13 protein-coding genes are annotated in these 20753 nt (G+C 50.5%); 5 read left to right on the forward strand and 8 right to left on the reverse strand.

Going from position 1 to position 20753, the window contains the following annotated elements:
- The first annotated feature begins 325 nt into the window (after window positions 1–325).
- Both EOJ37_RS00495 and EOJ37_RS00500 read left to right on the forward strand, forming a co-directional pair.
- Complete coding sequence (locus EOJ37_RS00495; RefSeq protein ID WP_127956570.1) at window positions 326–634, forward strand: hypothetical protein; 309 nt, start codon at window positions 326–328, stop codon at window positions 632–634.
- 229 nt (window positions 635–863) lie between these two features.
- Window positions 864–1118, forward strand: coding sequence for a hypothetical protein (locus EOJ37_RS00500; RefSeq protein WP_127956572.1), 255 nt, complete (start codon window positions 864–866; stop codon window positions 1116–1118).
- 313 nt (window positions 1119–1431) lie between these two features.
- On the opposite strand, the gene EOJ37_RS00505 is transcribed toward EOJ37_RS00500, so the two are convergent.
- The 4 genes from EOJ37_RS00505 to EOJ37_RS00520 all read right to left on the reverse strand — a co-directional run bounded on the left by EOJ37_RS00505 (window position 1432) and on the right by EOJ37_RS00520 (window position 9850).
- Window positions 1432–1872 carry a type IV secretion protein Rhs gene (locus tag EOJ37_RS00505; RefSeq protein ID WP_127956574.1) on the reverse strand — a complete coding sequence of 147 codons (441 nt, stop codon included), beginning with the start codon at window positions 1870–1872 and terminating at the stop codon, window positions 1432–1434.
- Window positions 1873–6291, reverse strand: a complete 4419-nt coding sequence (locus tag EOJ37_RS00510; protein WP_127956576.1) for an RHS repeat-associated core domain-containing protein — start codon at window positions 6289–6291, stop codon at window positions 1873–1875. It lies immediately after the preceding gene.
- On the reverse strand, window positions 6291–7607 hold the full coding sequence (locus EOJ37_RS00515) for a hypothetical protein (protein ID WP_127956578.1): 1317 nt from the start codon (window positions 7605–7607) through the stop codon (window positions 6291–6293). The genes EOJ37_RS00510 and EOJ37_RS00515 overlap by 1 nt, the downstream gene beginning before the upstream one ends.
- Window positions 7608–7699: 92 nt before the next feature.
- Window positions 7700–9850: a type VI secretion system Vgr family protein gene (locus EOJ37_RS00520; RefSeq protein ID WP_127956580.1), complete on the reverse strand. Its 2151-nt coding sequence runs from the start codon at window positions 9848–9850 to the stop codon at window positions 7700–7702.
- A gap of 939 nt (window positions 9851–10789) precedes the next feature.
- On the opposite strand from EOJ37_RS00520, the gene polA reads away from it, so the two are divergent.
- Window positions 10790–13609: a DNA polymerase I gene (polA, locus tag EOJ37_RS00525; protein WP_127956582.1), complete on the forward strand. Its 2820-nt coding sequence runs from the start codon at window positions 10790–10792 to the stop codon at window positions 13607–13609.
- A 136-nt stretch (window positions 13610–13745) separates the two neighbouring features.
- Here polA and tssE read toward each other — a convergent pair whose 3' ends face one another.
- The gene (gene tssE / locus EOJ37_RS00530) at window positions 13746–14180 is read right to left on the reverse strand and encodes a type VI secretion system baseplate subunit TssE (RefSeq protein WP_127956584.1); all 435 of its coding nucleotides are present in this window, start codon (window positions 14178–14180) and stop codon (window positions 13746–13748) included.
- Between the two features lie 41 nt (window positions 14181–14221).
- Window positions 14222–15016, reverse strand: a complete 795-nt coding sequence (kdgR, locus tag EOJ37_RS00535) for a DNA-binding transcriptional regulator KdgR (protein WP_127956586.1) — start codon at window positions 15014–15016, stop codon at window positions 14222–14224.
- Between the two features lie 281 nt (window positions 15017–15297).
- Here kdgR and EOJ37_RS00540 point away from each other — a divergent pair, with 281 nt between their 5' ends.
- Window positions 15298–16464 (forward strand): oligogalacturonate lyase family protein, encoded by a 1167-nt coding sequence (locus EOJ37_RS00540; RefSeq protein ID WP_127956588.1) that lies wholly within the window; start codon window positions 15298–15300, stop codon window positions 16462–16464.
- Here EOJ37_RS00540 and rlmG read toward each other — a convergent pair.
- Entirely contained in the window at window positions 16456–17604 is a 1149-nt protein-coding gene (gene rlmG, locus EOJ37_RS00545; protein ID WP_127956590.1) for a 23S rRNA (guanine(1835)-N(2))-methyltransferase RlmG, read from the reverse strand. The genes EOJ37_RS00540 and rlmG overlap by 9 nt on opposite strands.
- A 62-nt stretch (window positions 17605–17666) precedes the next feature.
- Window positions 17667–18413 (reverse strand): 3'(2'),5'-bisphosphate nucleotidase CysQ, encoded by a 747-nt coding sequence (cysQ, locus tag EOJ37_RS00550; RefSeq protein ID WP_127956592.1) that lies wholly within the window; start codon window positions 18411–18413, stop codon window positions 17667–17669.
- Between the two features lie 361 nt (window positions 18414–18774).
- Here cysQ and EOJ37_RS00555 point away from each other — a divergent pair, with 361 nt between their 5' ends.
- On the forward strand, window positions 18775–20745 hold the full coding sequence (locus EOJ37_RS00555; protein ID WP_127956594.1) for a bifunctional 2',3'-cyclic-nucleotide 2'-phosphodiesterase/3'-nucleotidase: 1971 nt from the start codon (window positions 18775–18777) through the stop codon (window positions 20743–20745).
- Window positions 20746–20753 lie beyond the last annotated feature (8 nt).

Consider the following 20753-nt stretch of genomic DNA (forward strand, 5'->3'; position numbering starts at 1 on the left):
CACCATCACCCATGTTAATCAAGTGCTTATCCAACCGCATTGGCGTTCATACGAAGACTTACTAAGACCGCCAACAGCGCAAAGATGATGTTCAACCGCTCGCTTACGCGAGCAGTAAAGCAAATTAACGTTCAGGGCGAAAGCCCTTTTTTTACATTTAAAGTTGGCAACTATGCCGTTATCCACAGAAATACGACGCCAATGTGGGACAAACTACGATGATAAAAGGGGACAGACTTTTTTGGCTTCGATGACAATGTGGTAAAACTGCTCATTTTCCCATCAATTTTATGATGAATAATTTGGGACAAAATACGATGAGAGCGTGGGACGCAACACCTACTCTTACACCCTTGAGCCGTTGAATGATGAGGATATGCTGAACTACATCCGAGCCGAACTCAATCAGGCCAAAATGGGTATCAACACCTTTGACGAGGGCGCGTTGAACGTCATTATGCGCTCGGCAGAGGGGAACTTGCGTTTATGCCGCAACCTGTGCCTGGGCAGCCTGATTGAAGCGGCCAAAGAGACCCAGAAAACCGTCACCATCACCCATGTTAATCAAGTGCTTATCCAACCGCATTGGCGTTCATACGAAGACTTACTAAGACCGCCAACAGCGCAAAGATGATGTTCAACCGCTCGCTTACGCGAGCAGTAAAGCAAATTAGCGTTCAGGGCGAAAGCCCTTTTTTTACATTTAAAGTTGGCAACTATGCCGTTATCCACAGAAATACGACGCCAATGTGGGACAAACTATGATGATAAAAGGGGACAGACTTTTTTGGCTTCGATGACAATGTGGTAAAACCGCTCATTTTCCGATCAATTTTATGATGAATAATTTGGGACAAAATACGATGAGAGCGTGGGACGCAACACTCAATCAGGCCAAAATGGGTATCAACACCTTTGACGAGGGCGCGTTGAACGTCATTATGCGCTCGGCAGAGGGGAACTTGCGTTTATGCCGCAACCTGTGCCTGGGCAGCCTGATTGAAGCGGCCAAAGAGACCCAGAAAACCGTCACCATCACCCATGTTAATCAAGTGCTTATCCAACCGCATTGGCGTTCATACGAAGACTTACTAAGACCGCCAACAGCGCAAAGATGATGTTCAACCGCTCGCTTACGCGAGCAGTAAAGCAAATTAACGTTCAGGGCGAAAGCCCTTTTTTTGCGTTCAACATCGGGGAATACGCAGTTATCCTGCGTTCAACATCGGGGAATACGCAGTTATCCACAGAAATACGACGCCAATGTGGGACAAACTACGATGATAAAAGGGGACAGACTTTTTTGGCTGCGATGACAATGTGGTAAAACCGCTCATTTTCCCATCAATTTTATGATGAATAATTTGGGACAAAATACGATGAGAGCGTGGGACGCAACACTATTACGCTATTTTTGTTAATTACTTGATACTATGCCTTCTGCGAAAAACCAAAATCCACATACCCTTCAGAAGTAATCACTAAACCCCATTTTTTATTTTGATCAAAGAAATAATGGTGCTGAGGGATATTCATAATTGCCATTTCTAGAAATGGATAAAATCCATCAGAAGGAATTGCAACAGAAAAGTCTAATGAAGAGTCATTAATATAAAAGATATTTTTACTATCAAGTATTTCTTTATCAAGATTAAATTCCTTTATGAATTTATCTATATCAATTAACCAATCAGAATAATTTCCTTTAAGTTTTAGATGGTTATGTCCTTTTGTCTTCGACCAATCAATCTTTGAGCCTATCCAACTGAAAGAATCAGATAATTTATCAGCAATTTTTTCCCAATTATTTATTATTTCAAAATAATAAGGAAGAGAAATAATTTTTTCTTTTATTTCATCATCAAGCGTCATCTAAGAACCTCTCCGCGGTTTTGATGGCAAATCGAATAGTTTTTGAAGTTCTGTTACGACAGATTCAGGTGCATCAAATAAGAAATGCTCACCTTTTTCTTTTCCGCTGAATACATTTATATGCGCTCCACTTCTTTCATCATATTCAATTCTAAAACCCGTTTTACCATCTGCTGTTGTCATTCCAACCGGTTGCCCTTTAGTGGCTCCAAATTTACCAGTGTTAACTCTTTCCGCCTTAAATCCTCTTTCTTCTAACCACTTTAAAGCCTTATTCCTTGCTTGCTCGTAAGAGTCTCTCCCTGTAGCACAAGACTCCAACCCCAGCGGATCCACCCACATTAACGTATTCGGCGCAAACTGATACGGGTTTAATCCCCCCGCTAAGCCAATCGGATCCTGGTTAATAAACATACCGCAGTCGGGGTCATAATACCGATGGCGATTGTAATGTAAAGCACTTTCTGAGTCGTAATATTGGCCTTGTAAACGCAGTGGTTGAACGATTTGATTATAGCCAATACGCTCAACTTTACCAAAGCTGCTGTAACGCGCCAGCCAGACCACTTCACCGGCGCTGTCGCGTAGCCGCAGCGGCATTCCGTTTGCGTCGTTTTGATAGTAGTAGATCTGCTGCTGTTCTATCTCGCCGCTGAAGGTGAGTTGATAATCCTGCAACGTCAGTGGTTCAAAGCTGCCCAGTTGATAGCTGTAAAAGCGGCCATTCAAACCTTGGCGCGCTTCTGCGGCTCGCCGCCAGGCCGCCGGTTCAGCGCCGATAATGATCCGATCAATTTCATCATTCGCCGCCTGCTGTTGGCAATACTGTGCATGACTCGGTTGCAAGGCAACTGGACTGCTCAATTCCCCCACCAGCACGTCGCCATCCCAGATAAAGTAAGTTTCCGACAGGATTTGATCACCCTCGAGCGGAGACTGGATTTTCGCGATCCGCCGCCCAAATGGGTCGTAGTGGTAGTGCCAGCGGTGCTGGCCGTTATTGAGCGAGCTCAAACGCTCCTGCCCATCCCAGTCAAATTCAAGCCGCTGTTGACCTTGCTGCCGCCACCGTGTTTTACCTGCGCGATCTTGATAACTGCGAATACCGTCTTCATGTTGCAGTGTACGTCCATGCTGATCATTCTCCAGCACCTGAAAACGGTCACCACAAGCATCATAGCGGTATTCACGCATTTCCCCAGCCGGATCAATATGTGCCAGGATCTGCCCCACCAGGTCATAGCGGTAGTGATCTTTGCCTAGCCGACTGTCTTCACGGCAGACCAAGTTACCATAGGCATCATAATGGTAGCGGATGCTGCCATCCGCTTTGCCCTTCCATTCGCTGTGCTGCTGCTGCAACTGTCCACGTAACGAGTAGCTAAAGCGTTGCGTCAGATGTTCACTCAACTGCTGTTCAGCCAGCCGCCCCATGCAATCGTAGGACGAACGGATTGGCGCTTGCTGATCGATCTGCTGTTCAATCAGGAAACCCGCAGCGTCGTAACGGAAGTGCTGCTCGTTGTGCAGTTCGACACCTTGATGTTGCCGATGCTGCATACGCTGCCGCTGACTGACCAAACGCCCTTGCGTATCGTACTCATAGTGCAGTTCCGCCAGCAGGTTTGGCTGCGTTTGCGTCTCTTGTGTCAACGCCCCCGATGGATTGTAAGCACGGGTGATCACCGCATGTGCGTTGCTGGCCTCTGTCAGTTGTCCACGACGATTGTATCGATAACGGTCGCACCCACCCTGTGCATCACGTTTTTCGGTGATACGTCCAAGCGGATCACAACGCACTGTCAACGGGTTGCCCAGTGGGTCGGTACTCGCTTGCAGGTGTCCGGCCAGGTTGTAATGGTAGTAACGTGCCTGCCCTTGGTAGTCGATCTCTTCAATTAATCGCCCGAGTGGATCCCGTTTTAACTGCCACCATTCACCACGCGGGTTTTGTACCCCAATCAGTTGCTGCTCAGTGTCGTAGCGGTACTCTACTCGCCGACCATCCGGCTCGGTGCGGCTCTGCAGTTGCCCCTGACCAAAGTAGCTAAAGGCGGTCACACGCTGATCATTTTCGATATAATACAGCAGATTATTTTCTTCATCATACTGGTAACTCAGCGTGCTGTGATCAGGCAAGGTGCAACGTATCAGGCGGTGACGGGCATCGTAGTGATAGTGTGTCTGCCCTCCATCTGGGGTAATTTTTCGCTGTAATCGGCCATACCGGTCGTGCTCAAAACGGCTGGTCTCCCCTTGACTGTTGGTCAGTGTCGCTAGGTAGCCCCAGTGGTCATAACTGAGGGTGGTCGGCTGCTCACCGCTGACGCCAGCGCTAACCAGTTGCCCCGCCTCATCATACTGATAACGTGTCTCCATGCCACTGGGGGTGATTTGGCTCACGAGGTTACCCTTTTCATCCCACTGCTGCTGCCAGACTAACCCTTCAGGATCGACAAACTGGCTCGGGTTGTGGTGTTCATCATAATGGGTACGCAACGTGCTGTTATCGGGCTGGATCTCACTGAGCAAATTGCCTTGCGCGTCATACTCCCAGCGGGTGACGTTGCCAAGCGGATCAATCTCTGCACAGGCACGATCTTGGCTGTCATATTGGTAACTGTAGATGCCGCCGAGTGGATCAATTTTCGCGATCGGCAACTGACGATCGTCATACTGCATGATCGAGGTATGGCCGAGCGAATCAGTGATCAGCGTTTCACGGTGTGCCAGATCATAGACAAAGCGGTAATCAAATAGCCCACCATCACCCCAGGCATGATCGACACGCATGATCCCATCGGGATGGGATTGATAGCTGTAGTAAAATGACAGGCCATTACGATCGGTATGGCGCACCATGCGGTGCCCCGCTTCATAGCCGAAACCGTAGGGGCGATTCACTTCATCAAACACCGCCACCAAGTCACCATGGTGATCTTGCTGATAACGGCGCAGTGCTGAACGTTGTGGCGCTTCTCCCTCAGCTAAACCGAACTCCCACTGCATTTCAGTGAGGTAACCCCGCTCGCTGGCACAAATAATGGCACGCCCGGTCGGTTGCTGCTGCCGTGTCTCCTCAATTCTGGCCAATGTGCCGTTGGCACGGCGCAGAAACTGCCAGCCGTTGCCATTCAGATCAGAAAATTCAGCGATTGGCAGCGCTAATCCCCCCCCTTCTGGCAACGCGATCACTGCCTGTTCCCAAGCGTCGGGCAGGGTAAAACGGTACTCGAGACTGTGTCGCGTGCGCAGCACCAGTTGGTTATCTTGGCGATAGAGCGCATGACCCTGCTGCCAGTCATGCTGGCGAGCGGCCCAGCCGAGTTGCTGTGGCATCAGGTCAAAAGCCGTTTCATGATCAGGGAAGTAAGCAGCCACACCCACCAGGCCATCGTAGCGGATGAGCTGCAAGCGGATATCGGCCGGGCACTGCCAACCATGCCCCAATACGCCGTTATAGCGGCTTTGCCCAGCATAGTAACGATCCCACACCAGGGGCAATCGCCCAGACAGGGTGAAATCGTTCTGTTCAACAATCACTTCACCGGTGATGGTATGTACCGGTTCAGCATCCAACACCACGCACTTCAAGAAACCTGATTTCAGGTTGAGCTTTCTGGCAAGCCATTTAGCCAGTCCGGAACCACGAAAAGCCTTGAATAGTGAAATCGGCGACGCAGCCGTATTCATGGTTGGTGCTCCGCCAACCAGCACCGGGCGTCCTACCGGAATGGGCAGCATTACCGATGTAGGAAGCGAGTCGTGTTTCCGTTTGGTATGCGCCGAGTTGTGTCCAATCGACCGCAAACCCGTCATCCAACAGCTCATTGCGGGCAGGGCGCTAAAGGAGAGCGGATCGTTATTGGCCAGCACGGTTTTGCTGCCCATAAAGGACTCTGAATCCTGTGAAGGTTTCGGATCTGCGGGAGCAAAACCGGCACCCAAGGGGAAGTGCAAACCGGGAATATGGAAGGTATGGGTGCCGGCCGTTGCGCGCATAATACCGTTGATCAGGATCGGCCGCCCTCCCGGACCGCCGCCGCCTCCTCCTTGCCCAGTAATGGTATCCAATAGCGCCTGCGCCTGGCCGACCCGTTCTTGGATCTCCATCCCGGTTTTCACCAGTGGGTTCTCCAGCACCTTGTTCACCGCTTCACCGCCTGCACTGATTGCCGACATCGCTTTTTCCGCCAGTTCAGGATTCTCTTCCGCCAATTTGGCGACTTCATCCTGCACTGCGTCCATCACCAAATATTGCGCAATACTTTTAGCGGCCGCTTTAAAGCCTTCTGATAACTCACGCAGATCAAGAATAAAGCCAACGTGCGGATGCGGGATTGGGGTCGGTGTGGGTGCATTGACCATATGGACATCGACCCCCACGACCGGATCAAAGTGTTTGGCGGCAGGTAACATCAGGCATTCCCTCCAGTAGTTGCATCCAGTTGCTGTTGCCAGTTCTCTCCAAACAGTGCGTGCAGCCTCTGCTCCGCCTGTTCACGCTGCCGCCGCCAGTGCCAACCGGCACTGGCTGTTAGCAGTGCCTGCGCCGCCATTGGCAGGCTAGACGCGGTGCGTGTCGCCGGATCGAGCTGTTGCCCAGCCTCCAGTGCCGCCAAACCCGCGTTAATCTGTAACTCAGTCTCACCCTCTTTTTGCTGGCAAAACGCGTTCATGCGCCAGGCTTCCACCGTCAAAATCGCATCTTCTGCCAGCGCGCTATGCTGTGCCGCTTCGGCGTAACAGGCTGCCGCTTTGGCATACGCTTTTTCACTGAGATGCACACTCGCCTGGCCAAACAGTGCATTGGCCACCAACTTGTCGCCTGCCGGATGCTGTGCCGCCACCGCCTGTTTACCTGCTTCAGTGGCCTGTTGATACTCATGCAGTGCCCGATCAGGCTGTTGCCATTTCAGATAAGCGGCACCCGAGATCAGCAACACCACCACGCTTTGATCAAACCATTTTTCACTCTGGGTGATTTGCAGGGCGGCCGCCTTCAGTTTCTCCAATCGAGCGGCGTCGTTATTCACCAATGTTTCGCTCAATTCGATAAATAAGCGACGAAAGTTACCACTGGCCCCCCGCTCACTTGAGGTCGCAATTAACTCACGCGGCACACTCTGCATACCGTAGTCGCGTTGAATAATCTGTACCCGTTCAGGAAACTGCTGTTTCACTTCAGCCACCCACTCTGGCTGGTCACCATACAGCACCATGCGAATGCTGGCGGCCTGTTGGGGGTGTGCCTGCAAATGCATCAGTAACTGTGCCAGTATGCTGCTGAGCTGCTCGGGCTGTTTGACCTCAACCGGCTGTAACACCAACACCAGCGCGGGGAAAATATCGGGATGTTGCTGCATCATGCTGGTCACCGCTTGCCAGAAATAAGCAAATGGCGACTGTTTTTCTTCCCTTTCCGGCAATTGCCAATCTGCGTTGATCCCCTGTTGCCGCGAGGGTTCACGCCGTTGCTGATAAAAGTGGTACAGCTCTTGCGTCAATTGCTGTGGATAGTGCGTTATCTCTGCCGAGGTGATACTGCTGTGCAGTGCTATCACCGCACTGGCATTTTCACATTGGATCTGGAAGTAGGTGTGCAGCAACGGCAGATCCTGCTGATTGACTTGCCAATAGAGCAACCGCGCCGACTTGTCCGCAGCGAAAGCTATCCAATCGTCGTCAACCCGCACCAGACGGCGCTCAACCGGGTTAGAAGGTGACCATCCCATAATTTGTCCTTGGCGTTTATGCTGTTACCTGGCAACAAGCCCCATCAGCTACTGTATTAGCTTGGTGGATCCGTTGACTGTCCTAGCCAGTACTACGGATTCAGTTTGAGGATCGCGCCTTCAACCACATTTTCGATCCCGCCACTTGAGGTGACTTTTTTCGCATTGATGGTGTGGCTCTCTTCACCACTGGCCACAATGTGGACCCCCGAGAGGGTAATATTGCCGCTGCTGTCTAATTTGATACTGGCCGCACCACAACTGAGGGTGATCGAATCACCGGCGGCGATCACAATGTTTTTGCCCACCTGAGTTTGTTGATTCAGGCTGATGTTGTTGAACTGATCCTGCATCACATTGGTGGTCTGTTTCTGATTCACTGTGATGGTTTGGTTTTGACCAATCGTCACCGTTTGGTTGAGGGTGACGTCATTTTTCTGATTTTGCTGTACTTCGGTCGACTGATTCTGCAACACCGTGATCTGCTGATCTTTATGCACTTCAGTGGTCTGTTTACCGTTAACGGTGGTGGACTGGTTGCCGTCGATCTTGCTGGTCTGATCAACCGTCACATTGATCATCTGGTTATTTTTCACCGTGGTGGTCTGGTCATGAGTGACGGTGATTGACTGATCATTGCCAACACTCACCGTCTGGTTCACCGTGACATTCTCGGTATGGTTGTTCTTTACCGTGGTTGTCCGATCATGCAGCACTTCGGTGGTCATATCGCGCTGGGCGTGCAGGAACAGCCCTTCTTGACCTTTAAAGTCTTCGAAGCGCAGTTCGTTATAGCCTTCACCTTTATGTGTTTTACTGCGAAATGCCATTTGGGTTTTCGCCATCGGCAATTTCAACGAGGGGCGGTTCACCGCGTGATAGGTGCGCCCAGTGACAATCGGTTGATCCGGGTCGCCATGCAGGAAGTCAACCACCACTTCCTGGCCGACACGCGGGATGGCGATCATCCCCCAACCTTGTCCTGCCCACGGCTGGCTAACGCGGATCCAGCATGAGCTGTGGTCGTCACTGTTGCCGTAGCGATCCCAAGGGAACTGCACGCGTACTCGGCCATGTTCATCGCAGAAGATCTCTTCGTTGCCGGGGCCGACCACCATGGCGATCTGCGGACCATCCATCAGCGGTTTCGGCAATGGACTTGGGCGCCAGGTCTGTTGGCGCGGGATAAAACGAAATTGCGTGTTGAGATGGGTACCTTTATCGCCGGCATCCTGCTCCACCGCCTGAGGCTGCTGACCGATATGCTGTACTGAGACAGGTTGCCAAGCGTTATTTAGATCAGCACGTGGATGATTTGAGAGGGTAAACAACAGCCCCGGTTGTAAGCGAAAATCGTTGCCACTGCCTCTGCCAAGATTCGCGTCGTTGCGCAACGCTTCCAGCCGGTAACGGGTGAAATCCTTGCCGTGCTGCTCATCTTTGAAGCGCCCAGGAAAATCAAAATGTTCGTAACTGGTGCGCTGGTAGATCTGACCACTGGCCTGTTTGGTAAATAGCGCGTCCCAACGCGGATTTTTAAAGGTGTAATCTTTCAGTTGCACTACCGCTGGGCGCACCTGTGCAGTACAAACAAAACTGTTGATGCAGCACTCCTTCGCCTGCGCGCCCATATTAGGGTTATAAGGCAGTAGACTGCCTTTTGGCAGCGCGCCTGAGTCGTCTGCAAACACCACGGTGTGGCGGCCATTGTTGAATTCAAAGTAGTAGAAGATGCCCTCTTCCGCTGTCAGGCGCTGGATAAACTCCAGATCGGTCTCCTGATACTGCACACAGAATTCGCGGGCCGGATGTGGGTAACGCAAGCCAAACGCGTAGTCGACAATCTGCGCCTCACTCAGCAGTTTGGTGATGATCTCCTCAATCGTCTCGAGCTGGAAGATGCGTGAGTTACGCCTCAGCCCTAACCGCCACAGGCTCGGGCGCACTTCCATACGATAACGGGTCTGATGAAAGCCGGTATCGCCCTGTTCAAAGCAGGTGACAATTCCTGAGACCGCACGTTGCAGTACGCCATCTTGCCAAACCGAAAGCTTGGCGCCGCGATCGAGCACCGCATCAAAGTCAATGGCTGGATTAACGCTGGCCAGGTTAAGCTCCAGCTCAAACAACGAAGAGTAATGCTCATTAAGGGTAAAATCGACCACCGCAAAGGTACCGGCAGGCTGCCCTCCGGCGGCGAGGGTAAACTGTAATCCACTGGGTTTATTATCACTGGCTGACATAATGATCCCTTTTCTGTTGTTAGCACGTGCTCCACATCGATAAATCAATCAAGGAAAGGTGATTTATTTGAAGTGCAGATCGACGCACCCTTAATGCTGATTTGCGCCGAGAGAGTGAATAAAACAAGAGAAAACAATCAATAAAAAAATATTAACAAAAATAATTAATATAGCAGCCAGTAAAATACAGTAATGCTTTTCCTTGCCCATGATACCAATTATCATGAATTTGATCACAAAAACAGCAACCACAGCTTCAATTCGCCGATTCTAACTCCCAGTGGTGCATTTTATCAACACGTTTTTTTACATATGGCGCGATAGTGCTAGCCAAAACACCGTCAAATAAAACCATGCCGCAGTTTTAACCTCAGATTAAATAAATAAATTTATTGATATAAGGGATGATTATCAAACAACTCCCTATCCACTGCGAGTCTGGGTTCTATCGCTTACAAATGTAACTGCTTCAGCATCAGATCCGACCGCTCTATCATCATAACGACTGATGTCGATCACTCCACTGATTAGCCTTCGCCACACTGGAGATTTACCTTACATCTGAGTTACATCACAAATGTCACCTGCTTTTCTCAACTCATATCCACAAACCCATTAACAAAGTGAAACACCATGGAGCAATAAAAAAACAGATTAATATACTGATTGATCTACATGAAATGATTTTTCTTATTGAATTTGTCTCATCTGTAGCATTTTGTATTTAATATACGCACAAAGTTATCCACAAAAAACACGTTATCCACAGGGTTAGCCAATATCGAGCCCTCCGTTGGGTAGACCTTCCGCAAACTGGTAAGGTAGCTATTTTGCGCCGATGGCATCCACAAACAGCACCAGGGGTGCGCTAACATTCGTCATCCGCTATCAGCTATGGCATTCTATGTACTATCACTGGTTACCGCTGAAACAGACACTATGGCTCAGATTGCAGAAAACCCATTAATCCTGGTCGATGGCTCTTCCTACCTCTATCGTGCATACCATGCATTTCCCCCGCTCACTAACTCTCAGGGAGAACCCACTGGAGCAATGTATGGTGTGTTAAATATGTTGCGCAGTCTGCTGCTCGAATACACCCCGAGTCATGCAGCAGTTGTATTTGATGCCAAAGGTAAAACCTTCCGTGACGAGCTGTTTGCCGCCTATAAGTCACACCGGCCCCCCATGCCGGATGATCTAAGAGCGCAAATCGAACCGCTGCATCAGATGGTGGCGGCAATGGGGTTGCCGCTACTGTGCGTAGCCGGTGTTGAGGCCGATGATGTGATTGGTACACTGGCATTGCAAGCAGAACAAGCGGGGCATAATGTGTTAATCAGCACTGGTGACAAAGATATGGCGCAACTGGTCACGCCCAATATCACGCTGATTAACACCATGAATAATACCCTGCTCGGCCCTGAAGAGGTGGCAATCAAATACGGTATTCCCCCAGCATTGATGATTGATTTTCTTGCACTGATGGGCGATAGCTCAGATAACATTCCGGGCGTGCCTGGTGTTGGTGAGAAGACAGCACAAGCGCTGTTACAAGGAATTGGCGGTTTGGATGCGCTTTATCATCATCTTGAGCAGATCGCCAGTCTCAATTTCCGTGGCGCCAAGACAATGGCGGCCAAACTGGCGCAGCATAAGGATATTGCTTACCTCTCTTATCAGTTGGCAACCATCAAGACTGATGTGACACTCGACCTAGCCTGCGATCAATTAACTGTCAATCAACCTGATATTGATCAACTGCATGCATTGTTCAAACGCTATGAGTTCAAACGCTGGTTAACCGAACTAGAAAACGGTAGCTGGTTACGTAGCAGCAAAACCAATCAGGCTGGGAAAAACAGTGGTGCCAGCAGTGTTGCCACTCCGCTTGAGCCAACACCTGACACCGAACAGGTTGTCGGCGCTGATAGCGCCTCTGTCGCAGAGGCTAATTACGTTACCATTGTTGATCAGCAGACTTTTGCCGACTGGTTGCAGAAGTTGCAGCACGCCGCGCTGTTCTCGTTTGATACCGAAACCGACGGCCTGGACACGCTGACCGCCAACCTGATTGGTCTGTCGTTTGCGGTTGAACCGGGCGTCGCCGCTTATCTGCCGTTGGGTCATGACTACCTTGCTGCACCTGCACAGTTAGATCGGCAGCAAGTGCTTGCCGCTCTGAAACCGTTACTGGAAGATGCGCAACGACTGAAAGTAGGCCAAAATCTGAAATTTGATCAGAGCTTGTTAGCGCGTTACGACATTCACTTACGGGGTATCGCCTTCGATACCATGCTGGAGTCGTATGTGCTGAATAGCGTCAGTGGTCGGCACGATATGGACAGTCTGGCTGAACGCTACCTGAACCATCAAACCATTACTTTTGAGCAGATCGCCGGTAAAGGCAAAAACCAGTTAACCTTTAACCAGATCGCAATCGAGCAGGCTGCGGTTTATGCCGCCGAAGATGCCGATATCACGCTGCAACTTCATCTGGCTATCTGGCCACAACTGGAAAAAAACGCAGATCTACAGCAACTGTTCCAGCAGCTTGAAATGCCGTTACTGCCGGTGCTGTCACGCATGGAGCGCACCGGTGTACTGATCGACCCCGCGCTGCTGAGTGAACATTCACTGCAATTGAGCCAGCGTTTGCTGGAGTTGGAAGCAGAAGCACACCAATTGGCCGGTGAGCCGTTTAATCTGGCATCTACCAAGCAGTTACAGGTCATCTTATACGAAAAACAACAGCTACCCGTGCGCAAGAAGACACCGGGCGGTGCTCCTTCAACCAATGAGGAGGTGCTGGCAGAATTGGCGCTCGATTATCCACTGCCCAAGGTGATCCTGGCTTACCGTGGGTTGGCAAAGCTGAAAAGCACTTATACCGATAAGTTGCCACTGATGATCAATCCTAGCACCGGTCGGGTTCACACTTCCTATCATCAGGCAGTGACGGCAACCGGGCGCCTCTCTTCCAGCGATCCCAATTTGCAAAACATTCCCGTGCGCAATGATGAAGGGCGCCGCATCCGGCAGGCATTTATCGCTCCTGAAGGCTACCGTATTGTGGCCGCAGACTATTCACAGATTGAGTTACGGATCATGGCGCATTTGTCACAGGATCGCGGCTTGTTGGATGCCTTTGCCCAAGGCAAAGATATTCACCGCGCCACGGCTGCCGAAGTCTTTGCTGTCGCACTGGAGAGTGTTAGCAGTGAGCAGCGACGTAGCGCCAAGGCGATCAATTTTGGTCTGATTTACGGCATGAGCGCATTCGGCTTGGCTCGTCAGTTAGCGATCCCTCGTGCTGAGGCGCAACGGTATATGGATCTCTACTTTCAGCGTTATCCCGGCGTGTTGGCCTATATGGAACGCACCAGAATGCAGGCCGCCGAGCAGGGCTATGTCAGTACTCTGGCAGGAAGACGACTCTATCTGCCAGATATAAAGTCCAGCAGTGAGATCAGACGCAAAGCCGCCGAGCGTGCAGCAATCAATGCGCCGATGCAGGGGACTGCGGCCGATATTATTAAACGTGCGATGATCGCCGTTGATGGTTGGTTACAGCAGCAGCCACAGCCGCTGGTTCGAATGACCATGCAGGTACACGATGAGTTGGTATTTGAGGTTCACCACTCGGTACTGGAGAGCAGTTGCCAACAGATCCGCCAGTTGATGGAAAGTGCTACCGAACTGGCTGTGCCACTGAAAGTCGACATCGGTATCGGCGACAATTGGGATCAGGCACACTAATCAGGCAAGCCGCTTGCTGGCTCTCGATAGCAAGCGGCTGTCAGCAGCACCACACTTCTACGCAGTATGACGTCGCCACGTCTGCCGTTGCCAATCATATTTTCAATACAATGATTCTATTGATATATTCTGAAAATCACAGTATGTCAGCAGCAGAAGTGGGTTTCAGGTGCTGCAACACGATCTTGCCTTCCGGCATAAATTGGGTACCAAAACGCACTAGCCCCACTTCGACCAGTTCAGCATCAATGGCATAACGTAACTCGCCAGGTTGCAACTGTTCTTGCATCACCACCGTCACGCTCTTCAAACGCGGTTCATACTTCAGTAGCACTGTCGAGAGCGTGCTGATTAACTGGTGTGCACTGCCTGGCATTCCCTGCAAAATTTTGGTCATATCCGGTAAACCATAATCAGGCAAGTGAGCTAAAGTACCGGCTCGACAATTAACAATACGCTGCATGTTATCGAGCACAGACAAAATGGTCTGGTTCTCTTCGCTCATCTGTTGAATATCGTTGCCTGCAGCAACGTTGCCATACAGGGTTTCATACAGTGACGGACGCGGCATGGGTTTGCTCCTTTCTCTGTTCTCAACGACCCACTCGCGGGTTAACGGGTCAGAAATGGATAGTGGTGAAAACCTAACTGCTCAGAGATCTTTGCCGCTGCCTGGTGAAGCTGGTGTACCAGATCGGCTTTCTGCTCTTCATGAAAACGTAATACCGGCAACGAGAGCGATAAACCGGCAATGATGCGCCCCATGCGGTTATAGATTGGCACCGCAAAACAGCGTAGCCCCGGCTCCATTTCTTCATTATCTTCCGCATAACCCTGTTCACGCACACGCTCTAGCTCCAGCATCAACGCCTCAGCATTGGCTAAGGTGCGTTCGGTGAAGCGCTCAAAAGTGACATTAGCCAGGATTGCTCGCGCTTCAGTTTCCGGCAACCAGGCCAGCATCACCTTGCCCAACCCCGTGCTATAGAGTGGGCGACGACGGCCAACGCGCGAATACATCCGCAAGTTATATTCAGAATCGATCTTATGCAGGTAAACGATGCTGTCTTCATCCAGTGTTCCCAGGTGCAGTGTCTCTTTGGTTAACTTGCCCAAACGGTGCATCTGTACGTCAGCAATCTGGATCAGATCGTGATATTCGAGTGCTTTGGCACCCAGTTCAAACAATTTCAGGCTGAGGCCATAACGATCACTCTCCCCCTCCTGGGTCACATATCCCAACGATTTCATGGTCTGCAAAAAACGGTATACCGTGCTTTTTGACATCATGATGCGTTGCGAGAGTTCAGTAACACCAATATCTTTTTGTTCACCTAACGCCTGTAGGATACCAAATACCTTCAGTACCGAAGAGACTGAGTCAGGTGAGTTATCGATGGTCGACATAGCTTGGTTCCAAAAAATTCAGCAAGTCGTTTCATTGTATTTGAAATGTTTTGCTTATCAAAGCAATTTAACAAAATACATATAAAACAATATATTGAATAAAAATCCTGCTGTAGTGCCGGGTGCGATGATGAATCAACCGCTACACTGTTGCCGCCGCTGTACAGCTCACGAATCAGCATGTACAATGACAACGCGATTCAATAAAAATGAAACTGCATTCCTATAATAGTAAAAATGTGACTTGCGTTTCATGAAGTCAATACCTGTGTGAGGAATTCATGGCCAAAGGCTCGATCGTTAACCTCTCTTACCACTACTACCAGGATCCCGATACCGGTGCGGAGATGTGTCGCCTCACTCCGCCAGAGATCACCTGCCACCGTAACTATTTCTATCAAAAATGTTTCACCAACAATGGTGAAAAACTGCTGTTCGCTGCCGCATTTGATCAGCACTGGAACTACTACCTGCTTGAGCTCGCTACCGGCCAGGCGTTGCAACTAACGGAAGGCGAAGGCGATAACACCTTTGGTGGCTTTCTGTCTGAAGATGATCACTACCTTTATTATGTCAAACACGGGCGTATGCTGCTGCGTGTTGATCTCGCCACTCTGGCGGAGCAGTGCGTGTACCAAATTCCCGAACAGTGGGTAGGCTATGGCACTTGGGTAGCCAACAGCACAGGGAGTAAACTGGTCGGCATCGAGATTGCCAAAGAGGATTGGATACCGTTAACCGACTGGCAGATTTTCCACGATTTTTACCACACTAAACCACGCTGTCGGTTGCTGTGTGTTGATCTGAACAGTGGCGAAACACGATTGATCCATCAAGAGAATGGCTGGCTCGGACACCCAATCTATCGGCCATTCGATGATCACACCATCGCCTTTTGTCATGAGGGGCCACATGATTTGGTTGATGCGCGGATGTGGCTGATCAACGAAGATGGCTCGCAGTTACGTAAGGTCAAACATCATCAGCCTGGTGAGAGTTGCACCCATGAATTTTGGGTTCCTGATGGTTCTTATCTGATCTATGTCTCCTACCTCAAAGGGCAGTCGCAACGTACCATTCGACGCTACCAACCAGACACCGGCAGTGATCAAGCAGTGATGGAGATGCCAGCCTGCTCACATTTGATGAGCAACTATCATGGCAGTTTGCTGGTTGGCGATGGTTCGGGTACGCCAGTGGATGTGCAGGACAGCCAAGGCTATGCGATCGAGAATGATCCTTTTCTCTATGTCTTTGATCTGGAAAAACGCAGCTACTACCGTTTGGCCGCGCATAACACCTCGTGGCGGGTGTTTGAGGGCGATCGTCAAATCACCCACCCACACCCTTCCTTTACACCGGATAATAAACAGGTACTGTTCACCTCCGACTGTGATGGCAAACCCGCTCTCTATTTAGCCCGTTTACCCAGCCACTCATCACGCTGATTGTGGTGACTTGCCGCCTTTGACCGCTTTCAATACCACAAACTTGGGGTTAGCGGCCAAGGTGGTGCAGTTACCAAACAGGCGTTTCAGCTTTTGATGGTAGTTCAGGTGACGGTTACCAACAATGCGCAATTCACCGCCGGTTTGCAGACAGCGTTTGGCATCACAGAACATCTGCCAGGCGGTATGATCACTGATCACATGCTGCTGATGGAATGGCGGATTACACAATACCGCCTGTAGCGTGTTTGCTGGCAGCGCCGTCAGACCATCACCCAGTACAAACTGACAACGCGCCATCTGCTGCGGCAGATTATGCTGTACATTTAACTGGCTGGAAGCAATGGCCATATAGGACTCATCAACAAAAATCAGCTTTGCCTGCGGATTCTGCTCTAGCGCTTTCATACCAATCACACCATTGCCACAGCCCAGATCAACTATCGTCCCCTCCAACTGTTGTGGTAACTGCGTCAGAAACAGACGCGCGCCGATATCCAGGCTGGTCCGTGAAAAAACATTGGCATGATTGTGGATTAGCCAGTCACTGCCCTCCAGTTGCCAATCGGTAGTGGTTGCAATTGCCGGTGGGGTAAGTTCAGCCACTTGGCAATAAATCAGCCGGGCTTTTTTCCAAGCAAGTGAGGTGTGTGTTGGCCCAAGCACACGTTCAAACAGTTGCAGGGTGGAGTTATGCACATCACGTGTCTTGGCAGCAGCAATAATACGTGTATCGGCCGCAACCACGCTGCGTAGAGCACGCAACTGCTGCTCGAGCAACGCCAGCGTTTTAGGAATACGCATCACCACCAGTGCCGGGTTGGCAGGTAACGCTGCCAAACTATCTTGGCAATGTACCTGTTCGATAGCCAACTGATTGCGCTGTAGATTATGGCGCAACGCCAGTTGGCTGAGATAAGAGTCACTGATGCTATATGGGCGATAAGCGTGTAGCGCACAGGCCAGCGCCCCAAAATTATCGTTGAAAATCAGCATTGGCCGTTCAGTGGCTGTCAGCGGTTCCAGTTGTTGCAACAGGTATTCGTCTGCCGCATCCCAAGCCTGCAACTGCTCACTCTGTTGCGCTTGTGGGTAACGTTCCAGTACCCGTTGCAACGTCGCTAGATTAAATTGGCTCATGCCCTCTCCTAACCGATAAATGTGCGCGCATTATAGCGGAACTGGTTGCCGAGATTAATCAATCACTGTTCCGCCAAGAATACCCGAAAGCCGGGGTTCAACAGCGACTCGCGCGGCGTGTAGTCAAGCGGGTTGCCTTGCCAATCCTCAAACCGCGCACCCGCTGCCTGCACCACGGCATGTCCGGCGGCTGTATCCCAGATATGGATAGCACCAAAGCGTGGGTAGAGCTGTGCTTTGCCTTCGGCCAACAGACAAAATTTCAGCGAAGAACCGACACTTAAGGTTTGATGCTGCCCCAACTGCTGCAAATAGTGCTGTAGCTGTTGATCAGGATGTGAACGGCTGACCAGCACACATGGCGGTTCGGCATGGCAAACCCGGATCTGCTGCCGCTGTCCCTGCTGCTCTTTCCATGCCTGCCCTTGGTAAGCAGCATATAAACAGTCCAGTGCTGGCGCATAGACCACTGCCATTACCGGTTCCCCCTCATCGATCAGGGCGATATTAACCGTAAACTCATCATTGTGTTTCAGAAACTCCTTGGTGCCATCAAGAGGATCAACCAGCCAATAACGCTGCCAGTGACGACGAACTTCCCAAGCAGGGGGATCTTCTTCTGATAGCAATGGGATCGTCGGCGTGAGTGCCGCCAGCCCCTGTTTGATGATCTGATGTGCTGCCAAGTCAGCCGCTGTTACTGGTGAAGCATCCTGCTTTATTGCCATGTCGAGTGGCTGCTGACCCTGGTAGACCGCCATAATGGCACTACCTGCTTGACGTGATAGCCGACAAATCTGTTCTAACATCTCAACCTCCGCTTCTGTTGGCAGCAAAGCACATAACACGCTATCCGATTAGCCTGGTTTTACTTGCCATGTTATCGCCAGGCGGTGCCGACAAGCCCCACCTGGTGCGTATACGATATGATTAACCAGCATTTTATCATCGCGGGTTATTTGCCCCTATGTTACATTAGCCGCTCTTCGGACAAGCTTCACTGTTTGATAATATGCTCGTGATGCTTCAGGTTGCCCAGGTGTTGGCTATGCTGCTGGCGCCCCTCACACCTGCCACCAGATGTCACTCGAATGATTTAACGCATACAACCTAAACAAGTAATACCTCTTTTGCTATCCCCAGCAAAAAATAAAGGAATGGAGAGAAGCGATGAAAAAACGCCCACTGGAGTTATCTGCTGTTGCCTTGTTATTTTGCGCTACAGCGCACGCCGCCACGGTTGATCTACGCATCATGGAGACCACCGATCTGCACACCAACATGATGCATTTCGACTACTACAAGGATAAACCCACCGATAAATTTGGCCTCACACGCACTGCAACACTGATCAAACAAGCTCGTCAGCAGGTTATGAATAGTGTGCTGGTCGACAATGGTGATCTGCTTCAGGGCAGTCCGCTGGGCGACTATATGGCCGCAAAAGGGTTGACAGCAGGAGAAGTTCACCCCGTCTACCAAGCGATGAACACGCTGGGCTACACCGTTGCCAATGTCGGTAATCATGATTTTAACTATGGCCTAGACTACCTGAAAACTGCACTGTCAGGTGCCCAATTCCCTTACATCAGTGCCAACGTGATTGATGCAAAAACCGGTAAACCACTGTTTAATCCTTATATTATTGTTGATACACCGGTCAAAGATCGCAGTGGCAAAACCCATACTCTGCGTATTGGCTACATCGCTTTTGTCGCACCACAAATCGTTATCTGGGATCGTGGCCACCTGCAAGGCAAAGTCACCACCGAGGATATCACTGAAACCGCACGCCGCTACGTGCCAGAAATGCGCAACAAAGGTGCAGACTTGGTGGTTGCGCTCACGCACTCCGGTTTCTCAGCCGAGGCTTATAAGCCACTGGCAGAAAATTCGGTTTACTACCTAAGCCAGGTTGACGGGATTGATGCCATTCTGTTTGGTCACGCCCACGGCATTTTCCCCAGTAAAGAGTTTGCCAACTTCAATGGTACAGATATCAAACAGGGATTGATCCATGGCGTGCCCGCAGTGATGCCTGGTCAGTGGGGTGATCATCTGGGTATTGTCGACTTCCAATTGAGCAACGAGAACGGACACTGGCAGATCTTGTCCGCCAAAGCCCAGGCGCGCCCAATCTATGATCCGCAACATAAGCGTTCGCTGGCAGAGCCTGACGCTGCGTTAGTCAACGTATTGGCAGAAACACATCAGGCAACACGCGAATTTGTTGGCAAACCGATTGGTCGTGCAGCCAGCAACATGTACAGCTATCTGGCACTGGTGCAGGATGATCCAACCGTGCAGATCATCAACAATGCACAGCGGGCTTACGTAGAAAACTATATTCAGAATGATCCCAAGCTGGCGGGTCTACCGGTGCTCTCGGCCGCAGCACCGTTTAAGGTCGGTGGGCGCAAAAATGACCCAACCAGCTTTGTTGAAGTGGATAAAGGGGAACTCACCTTCCGCAATGCGGCAGATCTCTACCTCTATCCGAATACGCTGACAGTGGTCAAAGCCAGCGGCAAAGAGATCAAAGAGTGGCTAGAGTGTGCTGCCGGGCAATTTAACCAGATCGACATCAATAGCAGCAAACCACAAAACCTGATCAACTGGGACGGTTTCCGCACCTATAACTTTGACGTGATTGATGGCGTGAACTATCAAATCGACGTCAGCCAGCCGGCACGCTATAACGGTGAATGTGAACTGGTAAATCAGCAGGCTGAACGGATTAAAAAACTGACGTTCAATGGCAAACCGATCAATCCGAAAGCGACATTTTTAGTTGCCACCAATAACTACCGCGCTTATGGCGGCAAGTTCGCCGGTACGGGTGATAAACATGTTGCAATTGCGGCTCCGGATGAAAACCGCGCTATTCTGGCAGCTTACATTCGTGCCGAAACGGAAAAACACGGTGCAGTACAACCACAGGTAGATAACAACTGGCGCCTGGCACGGCTCAACAGCAAACAGAAACTGGACATTCGTTTTGAAACCGCGCCTAGCGACAAAGCACAGCAGTTTATCAGCAGCAACGCACGGCACCCGCTGAAAGCGTTGGCAAATGATAAAAACGGCTTTGCCATTTACCAAATCGACTTGCAGAACCAAAAGTTGAAAGACAAAAAGTAGTCGAACAA

Source organism: Serratia microhaemolytica, from assembly GCF_004011885.1.
In the GTDB taxonomy this organism is placed as follows: domain Bacteria; phylum Pseudomonadota; class Gammaproteobacteria; order Enterobacterales; family Enterobacteriaceae; genus Serratia_G; species Serratia_G microhaemolytica.